At 66.5% G+C, this 18,963-nt stretch carries 21 protein-coding genes; 10 read left to right on the plus strand and 11 right to left on the minus strand.

The window, feature by feature from the left end; genetic code table 11:
* Window positions 1-263 precede the first annotated feature (263 nt).
* The 4 genes from CLM73_RS21615 to CLM73_RS21630 are packed head-to-tail and all read left to right on the plus strand — an operon-like array spanning window position 264 to window position 3,500.
* Window positions 264-1,283 (plus strand): Bug family tripartite tricarboxylate transporter substrate binding protein, encoded by a 1,020-nt coding sequence (locus CLM73_RS21615; protein WP_105240178.1) that lies wholly within the window; start codon window positions 264-266, stop codon window positions 1,281-1,283.
* Between the two features lie 43 nt (window positions 1,284-1,326).
* On the plus strand, window positions 1,327-2,007 hold the full coding sequence (locus CLM73_RS21620; protein WP_105240179.1) for a 3-oxoacid CoA-transferase subunit A: 681 nt from the start codon (window positions 1,327-1,329) through the stop codon (window positions 2,005-2,007).
* A gap of 24 nt (window positions 2,008-2,031) precedes the next feature.
* Complete coding sequence (locus tag CLM73_RS21625) at window positions 2,032-2,673, plus strand: 3-oxoacid CoA-transferase subunit B (protein WP_105240180.1); 642 nt, start codon at window positions 2,032-2,034, stop codon at window positions 2,671-2,673.
* A complete protein-coding gene (locus CLM73_RS21630) occupies window positions 2,673-3,500 on the plus strand; it encodes an IclR family transcriptional regulator domain-containing protein (protein ID WP_105240181.1) in 828 nt (275 codons plus the stop codon). The genes CLM73_RS21625 and CLM73_RS21630 overlap by 1 nt, the downstream gene beginning before the upstream one ends.
* A 12-nt stretch (window positions 3,501-3,512) precedes the next feature.
* Here the strand turns inward: CLM73_RS21630 and CLM73_RS21635 are convergent, their stop codons facing one another.
* From CLM73_RS21635 to CLM73_RS21655, 6 genes are all read right to left on the minus strand, one after another.
* The gene (locus CLM73_RS21635) at window positions 3,513-4,556 is read right to left on the minus strand and encodes an L-threonylcarbamoyladenylate synthase (protein ID WP_105240182.1); all 1,044 of its coding nucleotides are present in this window, start codon (window positions 4,554-4,556) and stop codon (window positions 3,513-3,515) included.
* A gap of 13 nt (window positions 4,557-4,569) precedes the next feature.
* Window positions 4,570-5,760, minus strand: coding sequence for a 5-(carboxyamino)imidazole ribonucleotide synthase (locus CLM73_RS21640; protein WP_105240183.1), 1,191 nt, complete (start codon window positions 5,758-5,760; stop codon window positions 4,570-4,572).
* Between the two features lie 5 nt (window positions 5,761-5,765).
* Window positions 5,766-6,287 (minus strand): 5-(carboxyamino)imidazole ribonucleotide mutase, encoded by a 522-nt coding sequence (purE, locus tag CLM73_RS21645; protein ID WP_056570908.1) that lies wholly within the window; start codon window positions 6,285-6,287, stop codon window positions 5,766-5,768.
* Window positions 6,288-6,390: 103 nt separating this feature from the next.
* Window positions 6,391-6,963: a disulfide bond formation protein B gene (locus CLM73_RS21650; protein WP_105240184.1), complete on the minus strand. Its 573-nt coding sequence runs from the start codon at window positions 6,961-6,963 to the stop codon at window positions 6,391-6,393.
* Window positions 6,964-6,973: 10 nt separating this feature from the next.
* On the minus strand, window positions 6,974-7,132 hold the full coding sequence (locus CLM73_RS29165; protein ID WP_175138208.1) for a DUF5993 family protein: 159 nt from the start codon (window positions 7,130-7,132) through the stop codon (window positions 6,974-6,976).
* A 147-nt stretch (window positions 7,133-7,279) separates the two neighbouring features.
* Window positions 7,280-8,161: a phosphoribosylaminoimidazolesuccinocarboxamide synthase gene (locus tag CLM73_RS21655; RefSeq protein WP_056570912.1), complete on the minus strand. Its 882-nt coding sequence runs from the start codon at window positions 8,159-8,161 to the stop codon at window positions 7,280-7,282.
* A 243-nt stretch (window positions 8,162-8,404) separates the two neighbouring features.
* On the opposite strand from CLM73_RS21655, the gene CLM73_RS21660 reads away from it, so the two are divergent.
* The gene (locus CLM73_RS21660; protein WP_105240185.1) at window positions 8,405-8,857 is read left to right on the plus strand and encodes a GFA family protein; all 453 of its coding nucleotides are present in this window, start codon (window positions 8,405-8,407) and stop codon (window positions 8,855-8,857) included.
* A 105-nt stretch (window positions 8,858-8,962) separates the two neighbouring features.
* Here CLM73_RS21660 and fba read toward each other — a convergent pair whose 3' ends face one another.
* Window positions 8,963-10,027: a class II fructose-bisphosphate aldolase gene (gene fba / locus CLM73_RS21665; RefSeq protein ID WP_056570916.1), complete on the minus strand. Its 1,065-nt coding sequence runs from the start codon at window positions 10,025-10,027 to the stop codon at window positions 8,963-8,965.
* 217 nt (window positions 10,028-10,244) lie between these two features.
* Entirely contained in the window at window positions 10,245-11,144 is a 900-nt protein-coding gene (locus CLM73_RS21670) for an SMP-30/gluconolactonase/LRE family protein (RefSeq protein WP_105240186.1), read from the minus strand.
* Window positions 11,145-11,416: 272 nt separating this feature from the next.
* Here CLM73_RS21670 and CLM73_RS21675 point away from each other — a divergent pair, with 272 nt between their 5' ends.
* A complete protein-coding gene (locus CLM73_RS21675; protein WP_234015709.1) occupies window positions 11,417-12,754 on the plus strand; it encodes a dicarboxylate/amino acid:cation symporter in 1,338 nt (445 codons plus the stop codon).
* Window positions 12,755-12,891: 137 nt separating this feature from the next.
* Entirely contained in the window at window positions 12,892-13,278 is a 387-nt protein-coding gene (locus CLM73_RS21680; RefSeq protein ID WP_105241653.1) for a hypothetical protein, read from the plus strand.
* 28 nt (window positions 13,279-13,306) lie between these two features.
* On the opposite strand, the gene CLM73_RS21685 is transcribed toward CLM73_RS21680, so the two are convergent.
* From CLM73_RS21685 to CLM73_RS21695, 3 genes are all read right to left on the minus strand, one after another.
* A complete protein-coding gene (locus tag CLM73_RS21685; protein WP_056570922.1) occupies window positions 13,307-13,741 on the minus strand; it encodes a hypothetical protein in 435 nt (144 codons plus the stop codon).
* A 164-nt stretch (window positions 13,742-13,905) separates the two neighbouring features.
* Window positions 13,906-14,448, minus strand: a complete 543-nt coding sequence (locus CLM73_RS21690; RefSeq protein ID WP_105240187.1) for an MOSC domain-containing protein — start codon at window positions 14,446-14,448, stop codon at window positions 13,906-13,908.
* A complete protein-coding gene (locus CLM73_RS21695) occupies window positions 14,445-15,401 on the minus strand; it encodes a LysR family transcriptional regulator (RefSeq protein ID WP_105240188.1) in 957 nt (318 codons plus the stop codon). Before CLM73_RS21695 ends, CLM73_RS21690 begins: the two co-directional genes overlap by 4 nt.
* Before the next feature lie 111 nt (window positions 15,402-15,512).
* Here CLM73_RS21695 and CLM73_RS21700 point away from each other — a divergent pair, with 111 nt between their 5' ends.
* Genes CLM73_RS21700 through CLM73_RS21710 form a run of 3 tightly spaced genes read left to right on the plus strand, consistent with a single transcriptional unit; the run spans window position 15,513 to window position 18,884 of the window.
* The gene (locus tag CLM73_RS21700; protein ID WP_105240189.1) at window positions 15,513-17,348 is read left to right on the plus strand and encodes a gamma-glutamyltransferase family protein; all 1,836 of its coding nucleotides are present in this window, start codon (window positions 15,513-15,515) and stop codon (window positions 17,346-17,348) included.
* Window positions 17,349-17,406: 58 nt separating this feature from the next.
* On the plus strand, window positions 17,407-18,381 hold the full coding sequence (locus CLM73_RS21705) for a Bug family tripartite tricarboxylate transporter substrate binding protein (RefSeq protein ID WP_105240190.1): 975 nt from the start codon (window positions 17,407-17,409) through the stop codon (window positions 18,379-18,381).
* Window positions 18,378-18,884 (plus strand): GAF domain-containing protein, encoded by a 507-nt coding sequence (locus tag CLM73_RS21710; protein ID WP_105240191.1) that lies wholly within the window; start codon window positions 18,378-18,380, stop codon window positions 18,882-18,884. Before CLM73_RS21705 ends, CLM73_RS21710 begins: the two co-directional genes overlap by 4 nt.
* Window positions 18,885-18,963: the final 79 nt, after the last annotated feature.

The following is an 18,963-nucleotide window of genomic DNA, read 5'->3' on the forward strand; positions in this document are numbered from 1 at the left end:
AGGCATGTCCACAGCGTGAACAACGCGCCAATCCCTAGTGAAAACCCGTAAAAACGGCGCACCAGTGAACGCGGACCCCGTGTCCGGTGATCGAACTTTATTGGCGCGGTCATGCGCCGTCGCGCCGATCCCCCCATGCCATACTTTTTTTGCGTCTTTGTCCGATAGTCAGCAAAGCCGCAACCCCTTAAAAAAGCCGTCGCGTCGCATAAAAACCCGGACGCGCAGCGGCAATCGGCCGATTCATGGAGGAGACAAAGTCCATGGCACATGCATGCAAGTCGCAGCCCCATCACCCGGCGGCCACTGACCGCCGCCGCGTTCTGAAAAACGTTCTGTTTGCCGCGCTGGCGGCTGCCGGCCTGGCCGCCGGCCCCGCGCACGCGGCGGACGACTGGCCCAGCAAGCCCATCAAGATCATCGTGCCGTACACGCCGGGCGGATCCACCGACATCGTGACGCGCATCGTGATGGAAAAGCTGGGACCGAGGCTGAACCAGACCATCGTCGTCGAGAACCGGCCCGGCGCGAACAGCAGCCTGGGGTCGGCGCTGGCCGCCAAGGCCGAGCCCGACGGCTATACGTTCCTGTCGATGCTGCCGGCCTACATCATCAACTTTCACCTGTACAAGCTGGGCTACACGCCCGCGGACCTGACGCCCGTTGTGCAGATGGCGGACCTGCCGCTGTTCCTGTTCGTGGCGAACGAGCTTCCCGTCAAGACCGTGGCGGAACTGGTGGCGTATGCCCGCAAGAACCCGGACAAGCTCACCTACGCGTCCAGCGGCAACGGCTCCAGCGCTCACCTGACCGGCGCCGACTTCGCCCTGCAGAACAAGATCACCATGACGCACGTGGCGTACAAGGGCAGCGCGCCAATCCTGACCGACATCCTGGGCAACCGCGTGAGCATGGTGTTCGATCCCGTCCTCGTGCCGATGCAGTATGTGAAGCAGAACCGCCTGAAGGCGCTGGCGTTCACGGGCAAGGAGCGCTGGCCCACGGAGCCCGGCATTCCCACGATGGAAGAAGCCGGCATGCCGGGCTTTGTCACCGGCTCGTGGGCCGGCCTGATGGCGCCGGCCAACACGCCCAAGCCGATCATCGAACGCATGGCCCGCGAGATCAGCGAGATCGTCAAGGAGCCGGACGTGCGGCAGAAGTTCGTGGACGCGGGCTTTCTGCCGGTGGGCGGCACGCCGGCGGAGTTTGCCGAATTGATGAAGAAGGACTCGGCGCGCTACGCCGAGATCATCAAGCAGGCAAACATCACCGTGAACTGAGCGAGGCCGGGCGCCGCGGCGCCCGCCTCATCGGAGCCCTCCAATGATCGACAAGTTCATCGACACCCCCGAGGCCGCGGTTGCAGACGTGCACGACGGCGCCACCGTGCTCATCAGCGGGTTCGGCGGCGCCGGCATGCCCACCGAACTGATCCATGCCCTGATCGACCAGGGCGCGCGCGAACTGACGGTGGTCAGCAACAACGCCGGCAATCGCGAGACGGGCCTGGCCGCGCTGGTCAAGGCCGGGCGCGTGCGCAAGGTGATCTGCTCGTTTCCAAAGGCCTCGCACTCGTGGGTCTTTGACGAGCTGTACCGGCAAGGCCGCATCGAACTCGAATGCGTGCCACAAGGCACCATCGCCGAACGCCTGCGCGCGGCCGGCGCGGGACTGGGCGGATTTTTCACGCCCACCGCGTACGGCACCGAGCTTGCGCACGGCAAGGAGACCCGCATCATCAACGGCCGCGGTCACGTGTTCGAGGAGCCACTGCATGGCGACTTTGCGCTGGTCAAGGCCGACCGTGGCGACCGCTGGGGCAACCTGACCTACAACATGAGCGCGCGCAACTTCGGTCCCATCATGTGCATGGCCGCCAGGACCACCATCGTGCAGGTGCGCGCCAAGGCCGAACTGGGCGAGCTGCCGCCCGAGGCCGTGGTGACGCCGGGCATCTTCGTCAAGCGCGTCACCGAAGTGCCGAACGCCGCCTTTTCCAGTTAACGCCATCAGCGTGCAGGAGTCCGCATGTTTCATCCCTTGACCCGCGAAGCCATGGCGCGCCGCCTGGCTTTGGACATTCCCGACGGCAGCTACGTGAACCTGGGCATCGGCATGCCGGTGCTGGTGGCCGCCCATCTGCCCGAGGGCCGCGAGATCGTGCTGCACAGCGAGAACGGCATCCTCGGCATGGGCCCGCCCCCGGCCGAGGCCGACATCAACCTGGACCTCATCAATGCCGGCAAGCAGCCCGTAACGCTGCTGACGGGCGGCTCGTACTTCCATCACGCGGACTCGTTCGCGATGATGCGCGGCGGCCATCTGGACATCTGCGTCATGGGCGGCATGCAGGTCGCGGCCAACGGCGATCTGGCGAACTGGTCGCTGAACAAGCCAGGCGAAGCGCCGGCCGTCGGCGGCGCGATGGACCTGGCCGTGGGCGCGCGCAGCGTGTTCATCATGATGGAGCACAACAGCAAGAACGGCGATCCCAAAATCGTCGAACGCTGCACCTATCCGCTGACCGGCGCGGGCGTGGTGGACAGCATCTACACCGACCTCGCGGTCATCGACGTCACACCCGACGGCCTGGTGGTCCGGGATATGATCGACGGCATGACGCTGACCGAACTGCAGACGCGCACCGGCGCTCCCCTGCGGGCAGGCTGATGCTGCCCAACCTGCCTGCCCCCGGCTACGCCGCGCCGCCAACGGCCGAAGACCATCCGGACCAGTTGCGCGGCGACCCGGACTACATGCTGACGCTGGCGCGCGGCCTGCACATCATCCGCGCGTTCGGCACGCGCCGCCATCCGCAGACCGCCGCCGAGCTGAGCCGGCGCGCCGGTTTGCCACGTGCGGTCGTGCAGCGCTGCCTGCACACGCTGATCCTGCTGGGCATGGCCGAGCAGCACGGCCGGCTCTACGTGCTGACGCCGCGCATTCTTGGGCTGGGCTACGCGTATTTTTCGTCCACGCCGTTTGTCTCGCTGGCGCAGCCGGTGCTGGAAGAATTGAGCGCGACCGTGAACGAGACCTGCGCGCTCGCCATCATGGAAGGCCACGAAATGCTGTACCTGGCGCGGTCCGAGGTGAACCGCCTGCTGGCCACGTCGATGGGCTTGGGAAGCCGCCTGCCCGCGTATTGCACGTCGATCGGGCGCGTGCTGCTGGCGGAGCTGCCGGAGCCCGCACTGGCGCGGTATTTCGCGGCGACCGATCTGCAACCCTACACCGAGTTCACGCTGACCACCGAGGCAAAACTGCGCGCGGAACTGGCGCGCATCCGCGAGCAGGGCTATGCGGTCGTCGACCAGGAACTGGAACTGAACGTGCGCGCGATTTCGGTGGCCGTGCGATCGGCCAGCGGCAAGGCGTGCGGGGCCGTGAATGTCAGCGTGAAGGCGGCGCGCGTGCCCCTCAGCCGTCTGCAGGACGAGTTCTTGCCGCCCTTGCGGCAGGCCGTGGAACGGATCGGGGAATTCCTGGCCGCGTGAGCGGCCAGCAGGCTACAGGCCGGTGGTGTCCAGCGTGAAGGCCGCGGCGGCGCGGCCGATGCGGTCGTTGACGGCGTGCCAGTCATCGGTGGCGGGCGGCGCCTGCACGATGATGCGCGCATAACCCTGACCATCCAGATCGCGCAGCAGGCCGTACAGCGCCTGCGCGTAGCGCGCCGGGTCCGCGGACACCGGCTGCCACTGCACACGGGGATCGGCTGCGACGGGCTGCGGGCCGTAGGCCACCAGCACCACGCGGCCCTCGGGCAGATTGCGCCCGGCCAGCACGTCGTTCATGCGGGCCTCGCTGGCCAGTTCCAGCGGCGTGCGCGGCGCGTAATGCGCCTTCAGCGTGCCGGATGCGCGCGGCGCGGCGGCATCGGGCGCAAAGACCTGCACGCCCAGCACGGCTTCGATCTGCGCGGCGCTGATGTGGCCGGGCCGCAGCAGCACGGGTCCCGCGCCGCGATCCAGGCGCGACAGGTCGAGAATGGTGGATTCGATGCCGACTTCCGACGCGCCGCCTTCCAGCACGGGCATGCCGGCCGCGACTTCATCGGGAAACTCGTTGCGGACGTGTTCGGCGCGGGTGGGCGACACCTGGCCAAACTTGTTGGCCGACGGCGCCGCCACACCGCCCTGCCCGTTCGGCTTGCCGGCCGCAAATGCCGCCAGCAGCGCCTGCGCCACCGGATGCGATGGGCAACGGATGCCGATGCTGTCCTGCCCGCCGCTCACCGTGTCGACGATGTGCGGCGCGCGCTTCAGGATCAAGGTCAGCGGACCGGGCCAGAACGCGTCGATGAGCAGTTGCGCCTCGGGCGGCACGTGCGCCGCCCAATACGCCACGTCACCCTGCGGCGCGATGTGCACGATGACGGGATGGTTCGACGGCCGGCCCTTGGCCGCGTAGATCTTGGCGACGGCTTGCGGGTTTTCGGCGTCCGCGCCCAGGCCGTAGACGGTCTCGGTCGGAAAGGCGGCCAGCTCGCCGTCCAGCATGCGCTGGGCGGCGTGGGCGATTTCCGCGGCGCTGGCGGACGGGGATGAGGACATCGGCGTGTTTCGCTTACTCGGGCGCCTGCATGCCCAGCGCGGCGGCCACGCGGGTGGCGTCGTCACGGGCCTGCTGCAAGGTGGCCGCCACGATCGTGATGTGGCCCATCTTGCGGCCACGGCGCGCCTCGCGCTTGCCGTACAGGTGCAGCTTGGCCGACGGCACGGCCAGCGCGGCCGCCCAATCGGGTTCGCGCTGCGCGTCGCCGGTATCGTTGGCGTACCAGATGTCGCCCAGGATATTCAGCATGACGGCGGGCGCCAGCAGGTCGGTGCCGCCCAGCGGCAGGCCGGCCATGGCGCGCGCCTGCTGCTCGAACTGGCTGGTGACGCAGGCGTCGATCGTGTAGTGGCCGCTGTTGTGCGGACGCGGCGCGATCTCGTTGACGATCAGGCTGCCGTCCTGGAGCACGAAGAACTCCACGCACAGCACGCCGTGGTAGCCCAGCCCCTGCGCGATGGCCTGCGCGGCTTCGGTGGCGCGGGCCTGGCGTTCGGCGTGGGCGGCGTCCTGCTGCACGGGCGCGGCGGTGGACACGGCCAGGATGCCGTCGACATGCACGTTGCGCGCCACGGGAAACACCACGCTGGCGCCATCAAAGCCGCGCGCGAGCACGACCGAGATTTCGTAGTCCAACGGCATCAGCGCTTCCAGCACGCAGGCCACGCCGCCAAATTCGGCGAATGCGGCAATCGCTTCCTGGCGGGTATTGATGCGGGCCTGGCCCTTGCCGTCGTAACCCAGGCGCGCGACTTTCAGAATGCCGGGAAACAGCGCATCCGATGCCGCATGCAGATCGGCTTCGCTGCGGATGGCGGCGTGCGGCGCGACCGGGATGCCTTGCGCGGCGATGAAGGTCTTTTCAGCGATGCGGTCCTGCACGATGGCCACGGCGTCGCCCGCCGGGCTGACGCGGCACTGGGTCGCCAGCGCGCGCAGACTGTCGGCGGGAACGTTTTCGAATTCGGTGGTGACGGCCTGGCACGTCTGCGCCAGGCGGGCAAGGCCGGCCTCGTCGTCATAGGCGGCCTGGATGTGCAGGTCGGCCACCATGCCGGCCGGACATTCGGCGGCCGGGTCCAGCACCGCGACCTTGTAGCCCAGGCTTTGCGCCGCGTGACAGAACATGCGGCCCAGTTGGCCGCCGCCCAGCATGCCCAGCCAGCCGCCGGGCGCAATCAGGAAAGGAGTCGATTGAGTCATTCGCATCAAGCCTCGGGCGGAACCTTCATGTCGCGCGCGGCCTGCGTCTGGCGGGCGCGGAACGCCACCAGTTTTGCGTGCAGGCCGGCATCGGTGCCCGCCAGCGTGGCGATCACGTGCAGCGCGGCGTTGGCGGCGCCGGCTTCGCCGATGGCGAAGGTGGCCACCGGCACGCCCTTGGGCATCTGCACGATGGACAGCAGCGAGTCTTCGCCACGCAGGTATTTGGAGGGGACCGGCACGCCGAACACCGGCACTTCGGTCAGGGCGGCCATCATGCCCGGCAGGTGCGCCGCGCCGCCGGCGCCGGCGATGATGCCGCGCAGGCCGCGCTGGTGAGCAGCGGCGCCGTACTCGGCCATGTCCTGCGGCATGCGGTGCGCGGAGATGACGCGCGCCTCGTAGGCGACGCCGAAATCCTCCAGCATCGTCACCGCGTGCTTCATGACCTCCCAATCGCTGGAAGATCCCATAATCACGCCCACCACGGGGGAGGCTTGCGCCGCTGCGGAAGTCTGGTCTGTCATAACCGGTGTCTAGTAGTTGAGACACGGCGCACGCGCCGCGAAATGTCGGGGGACCGCGGGACCAGCCCGCGAAACCCGGTATTTTACCCGGCGCCGGAGACCGCTATGGCGACGCGGCGCTTTTCAGCCAAAGGTAGCTGACCGGATCGTCGGGGCACGGTCCGAAACCGCACTGGAGCGTGGTGCTGCCCGCGTTGGCCAGGGCGACGATGAAAAACAGGGCCATGACCACCATACCCAGCGCCGAGACGGGCTTCTTGAGCATGCTGTCGCCCCACTTGCGGTCCACGCACAGCATGACGACGCAGAACACGATGATTGCGATGAAGGCAACGAAGGCCCAGGTATAGAAGTGCACGCCCAGAAAGGGCGTGCCGTAGCCTGCGTCGCCCGGCGCAATGTGCAGCAGCACCTGGCGTCCCGCCGCCAGCATGCCGCCCAGCGCGCCGGCAATGCTCATCGCATAGTGCATCGGCGACGGGCCCAATCGCAGGTTCAAGAGGAAACCCACGCCGGCAAGGATCAGCGCCACGCGCTGCAGCAGGCATAGCGGGCACGGCAGTTCGTCGTACGCGAATTGCCAGGCGAAGGCCATGCAAAGGATGCCGGTGACCCCGAGCAGCGCCAGGGCATTGAGAATGCGCGAGCCGCGCGCCGGGTTGCTGGAAAAGATCATCGCCGCCGCTTTACAGAGACAACGCCAGAGGGCTGGTCATGTGGTATTTGCACCAGGCGGCAAAGATGGCCAGCGTCAGCAGCCAGAACGTCACGCACGGACGGCGCCGGCCCACGAGACCAAACCATACTGCCAGCGTCCCAGTCACAAAGGGCAGCATCATCACCATGCGGCGCTCCTTTTCTCGGAAATCCCGAACCAAGCAGCGGACTAGTATAGCGTAACAATCCGAAATAATTTAGTACTGAGAGTGCGGGTTTGCCCGGAGCAAAAAAAAGCCCGCTCGGCGAGAGCGGGCTTTTCAATGCTGGTCCGATCAGGCGATCAGACGGTCCAGGGCTTCGCGATACTTCGCGGCCGTCTTTTCCAGCACTTCCTGCGGCAGGCGCGGCGCGGGCGGGGTCTTGTCCCACGTTTGCGTTTCGAGCCAGTCGCGCACGAACTGCTTGTCGAACGACGGGGGGCTGATGCCGACGCGGTAGCCGTCCGCCGGCCAGAAGCGCGACGAATCGGGCGTCAACACTTCGTCCATCAGGTGCAGCGTGCCGTTGTCGTCCAGACCGAATTCGAACTTCGTGTCGGCGATGATGATGCCCTTGGTCGCGGCAAAGGCAGCGGCTTCGGCGTAAAGCTTGAGCGTCACGTCGCGGATGCGCTCGGCCATTTCCTGGCCGACTTCCTTGACCACGTGCGCGAAGTCCACGTTTTCGTCGTGCATGCCGAACTCGGCCTTGGCGGCGGGCGTGAAGATGGGCTCGGGCAGCTTGCTGGCCTGTTGCAGGCCGGCCGGCAGCTTGATGCCGCACACGGCGCCGGTGGCCTGATAGTCCTTCCAGCCCGAACCGATCAGGTAGCCGCGGGCCACCGCTTCCACCAGGATGGGTTTCAGACGCTTGACCACCACGGCGCGGCCGCGCACCTGGTCCACTTCGTCGGGCGCCACCACGTCTTCGGGCTTCACGCCGGTCGAGTGGTTGGGCAGGATGTGCGCGAGCTTCTGCAACCAGAATTCGGTCAGTTCGGTCAGCACCTGTCCCTTGCCGGGAATGGGGTCGTCAAGGATCACGTCGAATGCGGAAATGCGATCCGACGCGACGATCAGCAACTTGTCGTCGCCGACGGCGTACATATCGCGCACCTTGCCGCGTCCCAGCAGCGGCAGGGACTTGATGCTGGATTCATGCAAAGCAGAAGTCACGGGAATGGCCTATGGCAAAAATGAACATTCCCGCCGCGGGCAGGCGCCAGGGCGGGAAGGGAAACGAAATCGGATACTGGGCGGAAGCGGCGCCGGACGGCGGCTCCTGCAAAGCGCATAGATTACTGCAAATAAGTTCGCCTTGCCGCAGGCCGAGGCGCGGGGTAGGCTTTCTTTCCCATCCATGATTCGCGCCGGCCGCCCCCAGCGTTACGGCGCAACACCGCCCGGAGACAAAGCCGTATGCAGGATGCTTCCCCCAAACGCATGCCCCACGCCGACGCGCAGGTCCACATGACAGGCGGCTGCCAGTGCGGCGCCATCCGCTACGCCCTCACCGACGAGCCCATCACTGCCGCCACCTGTCATTGCCGCGACTGCCAGTATTCCAGCGGCGGCGCACCGGCCCATGCCCTGATCTTTCCGGCAGGCACCGTCACGCTGCTGCGCGGCCAGCCCAAGGAACACCGCTACCAGGGCGACTCCGGCCACACCGTCATGCGCAGCTTCTGTGCGTCCTGTGGCACGCCGCTGTTCGGCGGTTCGGAAGGCATGGGCTATGAAGTCGTGCGCGCGGGGTCGCTCGATGACCCCGAAGCGTTTCATTCCAAGGTGAGCCTGTGGACGGACTCGGCACCGTCTTGGCATCACGTGGACCGGACGGTGCCCAGCTTCGGGAAAAACTCCCCGGCGTAACGCGCGCGTCCGTCATGGCCGCAAAAACAAAAAGAGCTGGCCCGCGAGGACCAGCTCTTTTTTTGCCTGCGCCGCCTTCGTGTGAAGGCGGCATGGGCCGGGACCTTATTGCACCACTTGCGACAGCTTGCCCGAGGCGTACTGCGCGGCGATCTCGGTCAGCGGCAGCGCCTTGATCTTGCTGGCGTTGCCGGCGGTGCCGAATTCCGTGTAGCGAGCGACACAGATCGCCTTGGCGGCGGCGCGGGCGGGCTTGAGGTATTCGCGCGGGTCGAACTTCTCGGGGTTCTCGGCGAAGAAGCGGCGGATCGCGCCGGTCATGGCCAGACGGATATCGGTGTCGATATTGATCTTGCGCACGCCGTACTTGATGGCTTCCTGGATTTCCTCGACGGGCACGCCGTAGGTTTCCTTCATGTTGCCGCCGAATTCACGGATCTCGGCCAGCAGTTCCTGCGGCACGCTGGAGCTGCCGTGCATCACCAGGTGGGTGTTGGGCAGGCGGGCGTGGATTTCCTTGATGCGGGAGATCGACAGGATGTCGCCGGTGGGCTTGCGCGTGAACTTGTAGGCGCCGTGGCTGGTGCCGATGGCAATGGCCAGGGCGTCCAGTTGCGTGCGGCGCACAAAGTCGGCGGCTTGTTCCGGATCGGTCAGGAGCTGATCCATGGTCAGCTTGCCGTCGGCGCCGTGGCCGTCTTCCTTGTCGCCTTCCATCGTTTCCAGGGAACCCAGGCAGCCGAGTTCGCCTTCGACGGTCACGCCCAGCTTGTGCGCGATGTCCACGACCTTCTTGGTGACTTCAACGTTGTAGTCGTAGTCGGCAATGGTCTTGCCGTCTTCTTTCAGCGAGCCGTCCATCATGACGCTGGAGAAGCCCAGGTCGATGGCGCCTTGGCAGATCTTGGGCGATTGGCCGTGATCCTGGTGCATGACCACGGGGATGTGCGGGTAGGATTCAACGGCGGCTTGGATCAGGTACTTCAGGAAGCCTTCGCCCGCGTATTTGCGCGCGCCGGCCGAGGCCTGCATGATCACCGGGCTGTCGGTCTCCGCCGCGGCTTCCATGATGGCCTGGACCTGTTCCAGGTTGTTGACGTTGAAAGCCGGAATGCCGTAGCCGTGCTCGGCGGCGTGGTCGAGCAACTGGCGCATGGAGACTAGGGCCATGAGTGGTCCTCCTTAGGTACTGTCTATTGAGAGATGGTTGAAGCCTTGCTGAATGGCGTGATTTTACGGGGGAATCGAAGAAAGGTCTTGCAACGGCCGGTATCCTAACCATTCAGGTGAAACCGGACGCCGTAGGCCGGCTGATATCCGCCCTGCGGACCCGTCCATGTGGACCACTGCCGCCGCGCCCTCCCGCTTTTTTTACCCCGCTTGTGGCCTAGGGCCTGCCCGCGTGCGGCACGTCCACCTGGGTCATCAGAATGCGGGCCTGCGGCTTTGCGCGCCGGTTGGCTTCCACGAAGTCCGGCGCCGCCGCCATGAAGAGCGTCTTGCCGTCCGGGCCGCCGAGTGCGGCCGCAAAGATGCCGAACTCGCCGGTATCGATCTGCTCAAGAATCCGCCCGCCACGCTCGACGCGCACGATGCGCTTGCCGATGGCGTCGCCCACCCAGAGCGCGCCCTCCTCGTCCAGCGCGCCGCCGTCCGGGGCGATCTTGGACGCCGCGATCAAGGCGGTCAGGTCGTCAGTGTCGGGCAGCTCGCCGAAGTTGGCCCAGTCGCGGCGCGGACCCAGGACGCCGTTGGGCTCGATGTCGAATTCGGAAATCCGGTTGGCGAACGTCTCGTTGACGATCAAGGTCTTGCCGTCGGGCGTGATGAACGAGCCGTTGGGAAAGCACAGGCCGTCCGCCACCACCTGCGCCACGCCGTCCGGATCCACGCGCACTAGCGTCGTCGTGCGGACCGATTCGCCCGCCATGATGTCGAATCCGAAATTGCCCACGTAGGCGCGGCCCTGCGCGTCCACCACCATGTCGTTGATATGGCCGCCGGTCAGCGCGGACAGGTCGGCGTGCACCGACAGGGTGCCGTCCGTCTCGCGGCGCAGCAGCTTGCGGTCTTTCATGGACGAGATCAGCAGGCGCCCGTCGGGCAGCCAGCCCAGCCCGGACGGTTGCTGCGGGACCAGACAGATGCGGTCTACCGCCCCCTGAAGCGACACGGTGATGACCTGTCCGGTATAGAAGTCCGAGGCCCACAGGCGGTTTTCATGCCAGCGCAGCCCTTCCAGATAGGTGTAACCGGAAGCCAGTACGGACAATTCGCGATTCGGCATTGCTTTGTCTCCTTTGTCGCCCCGCGCGGGGCTGGTTCCCAGGTGGCGCCCGGCCTTCGTGATGACGCCGGAAGGGGCATTCTGGCACGGCCGATCCGTCCCCGAACTGACAACTCGCTGTCAGGTTCACGGCGTTAACATCGCGCCCCAAGGGTTAACCCCAGCAACACCCGGGCCCTTGGCATGTCCGTCACCGGACCGCCCGCCCCCCGCCTCATGCCGGCGGATCCGGCCCCTGGCCAAGCGGCGGCTCCCCGTATTCCGTTTTGAACATGAACACTAAGAAGCTGACGCGTTATATCGGCATCGCCATGGTGCTGGGCATCGTGGTGGGCTATGTCTGCAACAAGTTCGCGCAGACCCCGGAAGAGGCAAAGCACATCGCCTCGTATTTCAGCCTGGTCACGGACATCTTCCTGCGCATGATCAAGATGATCATCGCGCCGCTCGTGTTCGCCACGCTGGTGACCGGCCTGGCCAGCATGAGCGACGCCAGCGCGGTGGGCCGCATCGGCATGCGCGCCATGATCTGGTTCATCGCCGCCTCGGCGATCTCGCTGCTGCTGGGCCTGGCGCTGGTCAACATCTTCCAGCCCGGCGCGCACATGAACCTGGCGATCCCGGACGTGGGCGTGACTTCGGGCCTGAAGACGGGCGATTTCACGCTGAAGGCGTTCATCGCGCACGTGTTCCCCAAGAGCATCGCCGAAGCGATGGCCAACAACGAGATCCTGCAGATCCTGGTGTTCTCGCTGTTCTTCGGCGCGGCGCTGTCGTTCATCCGCGGCAAGGGTCACAACACGATCTACAACATGATCGACGAGCTGGCCAAGATCATGTTCCGCGTGACCGACTATGTGATGCGCTTTGCGCCGCTGGGCGTATTCGCCGCCATGGCCGCCGCCATCACCACCGAAGGCCTGGGCGTGCTGGTCAGCTACGGCAAGCTGATCGGCGAGTTCTACCTGGGTCTGGCGCTGCTGTGGGCCATCCTGTTTGGCGTCGGCTACCTGTTCCTGGGCAAGTCCACGTTCCGCCTGGGCGGCCTCATCAAGGAACCGACCCTGCTGGCGTTTTCGACCGCGAGCAGCGAATCGGCCTATCCCAAGACGATCGAGGCGCTGGCCCGTTTTGGCGTGTCCAAGCGCATCTCGGGCTTCGTGCTGCCGCTGGGTTATTCGTTCAACCTGGACGGCTCGATGATGTATCAGTCCTTCGCGGTGCTGTTCATCGCGCAGGCCTACAACATCGAGATGAGCTTCACGCAGCAGTTGACGCTGTTGCTGGTGCTGATGGTGACCAGCAAGGGCATGGCCGGCGTGGCGCGCGCCTCGCTGGTCGTGGTGGCCGCGACGCTGCCGATGTTCCATCTGCCGGAAGCGGGCCTCCTGCTCATCATGGGCATCGACCAGTTCTTCGACATGGGCCGCACCGCCACGAACGTGGTGGGCAACAGCCTGGCCACAGCCGTGATCGCCAAGCTGGAAGGCAAGGAAGAAGGCAGCGAAGAAGGCAGCGAAGAAGGCAACGCTGAGGGCAACGAAGACACCGCGTCCGCCCAGGCCCCGGTCGAGGCGCAGCCCAGCCGGACCGCCAGCCAGAATGCATAAGTAATACGGGCCGCAATGGCCCGTTTCTCATGGGTGGCGCCGGCTTGACCGGCGCGGGCGGCCGGGCGCAACATAAAGGCCCATTTCGACCACGTACCGGCGCGGCGCGCATGGGCGCCGCGTCTGGCCCGCACACCATGAATCTTCTGTCTCCCCGGGCGGCCGCAGCCGCCGCGCTTGCCGCTGGCCTTTTTGCGGCGGTACCCGCCGCGCATGGCTGGACCCGCATTTCGTGCGACCTTGCTGGCACCGTTGCCACGTTTCCCACCACCTTCCGCCAATTCCGCACCGACGGCACGGAACTGACGCAGGTGCTGTTCAAGCTGAAGGTGAAGGCCGCCGACATACCGGACGGCGAACGGGCAGACACCGACTGCGCCGAGTTCGTGAACAAGGACGTCGACGTGGTGCTGGAGAATGTGGCCGCGCGCAACATCCTGCGCGGCAAGCCATTGAAGGTGCGCTACAAGTACGACGAATCGCTGGGGCAGACGCTGGCGACCAAATACGAACTGGCGCGCTGAGCCTGCCCCCGGTGTCCCGGCAGCGGTATCAGTCGTTCACCGAGCAGGACACGGGCGCGCCGTCTTCGAATTCCACGTCGTACGTGTGCACCGGATCCCAGGGCAGCGTGAACCACAGTTCGTAGCCGTCGCCGTCTTCGTCGAACAGCCACAGGGCGCGCAGCACGGCCTTTTCCGCCATGGCTTCGGCGGTTTCTTCGGCCAGGAGCTGGTCGTCTTCGATGCCGAGCTTTTTGTAGTGCTCGTACGAATAGTTGTCGAGGAGGAACTCGGCCGCGGCGAGAATCTGGTCGTCCAGGGTGTCGAGGATGCCCTTGACCACCTTGGAGGCGCCGGCAAGGGGCTCTTCGCCGTCGGTCTGGATCATGACGTGGATGGGAGGCCGGCCCTCTCCGGCGGGGACGTTTTCCGCCGCCCACAGATCGGGTTCTTCGAGGTCCTGGGTGAAATTGAATCGTGCCATCGGGCGCTCCGTAAATTGAAATGGCAAGCCGGAAAAGGCAGCGGCTTGCCCTAGGCCGTGAGACCTTTCGGCCATTTAACCAGATGCCGGCTCCTGCGTCTGTCGCGGGAAGCGACGTTTTTGCGCCTAGGACATGCGCACGTCTTGCCAGACCGGCGCGGGCGCTAGACGCGTTCCAGGGGCAAATACGGCGGCGGGGGCAGTTCGACCCGGATCGTGTCACCGGCACACACCGTGCCGCCGGCGACCACGATGCCCATGACGCCGGCCCGCCGCATCAGGCTGCCGTCGGGACGGCGGCCAAGCACTGCGGCGGTCAGGCCTTTCTGATACTTATCCAGTTGCGAGCACGGATTGCGCAGGCCGGTGATTTCCACGATGGCGTCGGCGCCTATCCGCAGCCGCGCGCCGCGCGGCAGGCCCAGCAGGTCGATGCCCCGGGTGGTGATGTTTTCGCCCATCGTGCCCTCGGCCACGTTGAAGCCGGAGGCCTGCAGTTCATCGTGCAGTTCGCCGTGAATCAGGTGCACCTGGCGCAGATTCGGCTGCGTCGGATCGGCCCTGACGCGGGACCGGTGCTTGACGGTGACGCCTAGGTGCGCGTCGCCCTCCACGCCCAGCCCGGCCAGCAGCCGGATGGACGGCGTCACGGGTTTGGTGAAGGTATGCGAGGCGCTGAGCGCCACGGCGGTCACGATGGGAGTCATGGGTTTTGCGAAGGCGCGGCCGCATTGGCGCACAGGTCCAGCAGAATATCCGAAAACTGCGATTCGGCCGTCAACGCCTGTTCCCGCTTGCGCCGGATCAGGTTGATCGGCGGCAGCTCCCAGCCGAAATCCCATGGCACCATGCCCAGCCTGCCGCGCTGGCACAGTTCGCGCGCGATGTCCTCGGGCACGACGGAAATCGACGACTCGTTCAGCGACAGGATTCCCTCGATAACGTCCGTGGAGTAGGCCTCCAGCACCGGCGACGGCGGTTGCAGCCCGGCACGGATGAAATGCTCGACGATCAACTGCCGCGTCGGCGTGTTGGCCGCCGGCAGCACCCAGTCCAGGGCCACCACGGCAGCCCAGTCCGGCTTGCGCCGCGCCAGCCGCTGGGCCAGCCGTCCGTGCGCAATCAGACGCGGCCGCTGGCGGTACAACACGCGATGCATCAGGTCTTCGTGCATCACCGTGGACGTGGCGCGGCTGATGATGCAGTCCAGTTCGTGCTGGCGCAGCATCGGCACCAGGTGGTCAGTCGTGGCGCGGTGCAGGCTCAGTGTCACGCCATGGCGCTGATGCAGGCGGCTGATGGCGGCGGTCAGCAAGGCGCTGGACACGTACGGCACCACGCCCACATGCAGATGCGCCGACTGCCCGGCATGCAGTGCCTCGACTTCGCGCTCCCACAGGTCCAGGTCACTGAGCATATGCCGCGCGCGCACCAGGGCCAGATTGCCCAGCGCGGTGGGCTGCAGGCCGCTGCCGGTGCGCAGGAACAGCGGTGCGCCAAAAATGTCCTCCATTTCGGCCAGCGCCTTGGTCACTGCAGGCTGGCTGATGCCGGTCTGTGCGGCGACGCGCGTCAACGATTTATGGCGGTCGATATTGACCAGCAGCGTCAGATGACGATGCTTGAGACGATTGGCAAGACGAACGGCATCCCGGCTCATGGCGGCTTTCTCAATAACCATTTGGTTATGCAATTATGCCTACAAAGATAAAACCAGTTATTTCAGGATCCTATACTGCTCGCATCCTTTCCTGCCTTGCGGACCCGCCCGATGAATCCGTCCTTCACCACCCGACCTGAAATACGCGGCACATTCGGTGTGGTGTCGTCCACGCACTGGCTGGCGTCGCAAGTGGCGATGAGCGTGCTGGAACGCGGCGGCAATGCCTACGACGCCGCCGTGGCCGGCGGCTTCGTTCTGCAAATCGTCGAACCGCACCTGAACGGGCCGGGCGGCGAAGTCCCCATCCTGATCTGGAGCGAGCGCGAACAACGCATGCGCGCACTGTGCGGACAGGGCACGGCGCCCGCGCTGGCGACGCCGGCGTATTTCCGCGCAATGGGGCTGGACCTGGTGCCGGGGATCGGCCTGCTGCCCGCGACGGTGCCCGGCGCGTTCGGCGCCTGGCTGACCCTGCTGCGCGACTACGGCACGTGGGAACTGGCCGACGTGCTGCAACCGGCCATCGGCTATGCGCGCGACGGGTTCCCGCTGGTGCCGCGGATCTCGCAAGCGATTCTGGCGGTGCAGGCGCTGTTTCGCGACGAATGGAAGAGCTCGGGCAATGTCTGGCTGCCGGGCGGCCGCGTGCCCGCCCCCGACGCGCTGTTCCGCACGCCCGCCATCGCGGCCACCTACACCCGGATCCTGGACGAAGCGCACGCCGCCAGCACCGACCGGCGCGGCCGCATCGACGCGGCGCTGGACGTCTGGTATCGCGGTTTCGTGGCCGACGCCATCGACAGCTTCTATACGAACGAGGCCGTGCTCGACACCACCGGCCAGCGCAACCCCGGATTGCTGCGCAAATCGGATCTGGCTGACTGGCGCGCCACGTACGACGAACCGCTGACCACGCAATATGGCCGCTACACGGTAGCCAAATGCGGCGTGTGGTCGCAGGGGCCGGTACATCTGCAACAGCTCGCGCTGCTGCGCCACCTGGACGTGGACAAACTGGATCCGCTGTCGCCGCAGTTCGTGCACCGCGTCGCCGAGGCCGCCAAGCTGGCGTTCGCCGACCGCACCGCCTGGTATGGCGATCCGGATCACACGCAGGTGCCGCTTGCGGCCCTGCTCAGCGACGACTATGCGCGAGCGCGCGCCGCCGGCATCGGCGAACGCGCCGCAACCACACTGCAGCCCGGCAGCCCCGGCGGAAAGGCGCCGCGCCTGCCCGATCTGGAGGCCGCGATCCGCACGCTGGCCGCGTCGGACACGCGCTACGGCGTGGGCGAACCCACCTTTGCCGCGTTGCCGCCCGTGACGGAATGGGCGACGCGCGAACTCTTCGTGGGCGACACCTGCCAGATCGACGTCATCGACCGCGACGGCAACATGGTCGCCGCCACGCCGTCGGGCGGCTGGCTGTCGTCCAGCCCCGTGGTGCCCGAGCTGGGCTTTTCGCTGACGACCCGCCTGCAGATGACGTGGCTGGACGACGGCGTGCCGGGTCAGTTGCAGCCGGGCAAGCGACCGTGCACCACCCTGTCGCCCGGCTTGGCGCTGCGCGACGGGCTGCCGTACATGGCGTTCGGCACGCCCGGCGGCGACCAGCAGGACCAGTGGACCGTCGCCTTCTTTTTGCGTCACGCCATGGGCATGAATTTGCAGGCGGCCATTGACGCGCCGTCCTGGCACATCGATCACTTTCCGGGCTCGTTCTGGCCGCGTTCGCAGACGCTGAACCGCCTGACGGTCGAATCGCGCATGCCCGCCGCCACGCTGGACGCGCTGCGCGCCGCCGGCCACGACGTCAAGGTCGGGCCGGACTGGTCCGAAGGCCGCATCAGCGCCTGCACACGCGAGCCGGCCGAGGGCGGACGCTTGCTGCTGCGCGCCGCCGCAAATCCGCGCGGCATGCAGGGATACGCCGTCGGCCGCTAATCGATTTTCATACGACCGGCTCTCAGAAGCCGGACACACTACGCAAGGGGTAAGCACCATGACACTGCACTTCAAACGACTGCTGCGCACGTTCGCGCTGGGATTGGCGATAGCCGCGCCCGCGCTCTCGCACGCCGCCTGGCCCGAGAAGCCCATCACGCTGGTCGTGCCGTGGGCCGCTGGCGGCTCCACGGACATCCTGGCCCGCGTGCTGTCCGAAGGGCTGACGCAATCGCTGGGCCAGCCCGTCATCGTCGAGAACCGGTCGGGCGCATCGGGCAACATCGGCACTGCCTTCGTTGCGCGTGCCAAGCCGGACGGCTACACGCTGCTGGTGGGCTCGATGAGCACGCACACGATGAACCAGGCGCTCTATTCCAACATGCCGTTCGACGGCGTGAAGGACTTCACGCCCATCGCCGAGCTGGCCCTCGTGACCAACACGATGGTCGTGAATCCCTCGGTGCCGGCATCGAACCTGAAGGAATTCATCGCGTACGCGAAGGCCAATCCCGACACCGTGGCCTATGCCTCGGCGGGCCAGGGCTCGACCAACCATCTGAGCGCGGTGCTTTTCGAAAAAGCCGCCGGCGTGAAGATGATGCACATCCCCTATCGTGGCGGCGCGCCCGCCGTGCTGGATACGGTGGCGGGCCGCACGCAGGTGTTGTTCAGCGCGGGCACGCAGACGCTGCCGCACGTGCAGTCGGGCAAGCTCAAGCTGCTCGCCGTCACCGAGGAACAACGCTCGCCGCTGCTGCCCGACGTGCCCACCGTGGCCGAAACGCTGCCCGGCTATGAGCTGGCGGTCTGGTACGGCGCGTTTGGCCCGGCCGGCATGCCGCCTGAACTGGCTGCCAGGCTGAACCGCGAGATCAACGTGATTCTGAAGCGGCCCGACGTCATCAAGAAAATGGGCGATATGGGCGTGCTGCTGACCGAAACCACGCCGGAGCAGTTCGGCCAGATCCTGGCGCGCGATGCCGACAAGTACGGCAAGCTGATCAAAGAACTGGGAATCACGGCGGAATGACGGACGCATCTCCCAGCGCGGCGCTGGCCGGCGTGCAGGCCATCGCCCGCGCCTACGCGGACGGCCAGCCGGCCGCTGCCTTCCAGGCGATTGACGACTACGCGCGCCTGCACCTGGCGCATGCCCTGTGCACCGTCAATCGCTACGATGCCGACGCCATGCGCGTGGTGCGCCTGTACAGCTCGAACCCGCAGGCCTACCCGCCGGGCGGCAGCAAGGACAAAACCGGCACGGCATGGGGCCGGCACGTCCTGCTGGAACAGCGGGTGTTCGTGGGCGAAGGAGAGGCGGCGATCCGCGAATTCTTCAACGACCACGACGCCATCCGCAGCCTGGGACTGCAATCGGTCATCAACGTGCCGGTGGCGTACGACGGCGTCTGCCTGGGCACCGTCAACTTCCTGATGCCGCGCCCGGCGGTCTCGGACGACGACATACATGCCGCGCGCGTGGCGGGTTTGCTGGCGCTGCCCGCGTTCCAGGCGCTGCAACGGGCGGCCTGAAGGAAAGGGCGGGGTCGCCCGCTGCGGGGTCGCCCGCCGCGGGATCGCCCGCCGCGGGAAAGGCCCGCCCCAGCAACGA

The sequence above is a fragment of the Achromobacter spanius genome (assembly GCF_002966795.1).
GTDB lineage: Bacteria > Pseudomonadota > Gammaproteobacteria > Burkholderiales > Burkholderiaceae_B > Achromobacter > Achromobacter spanius_D.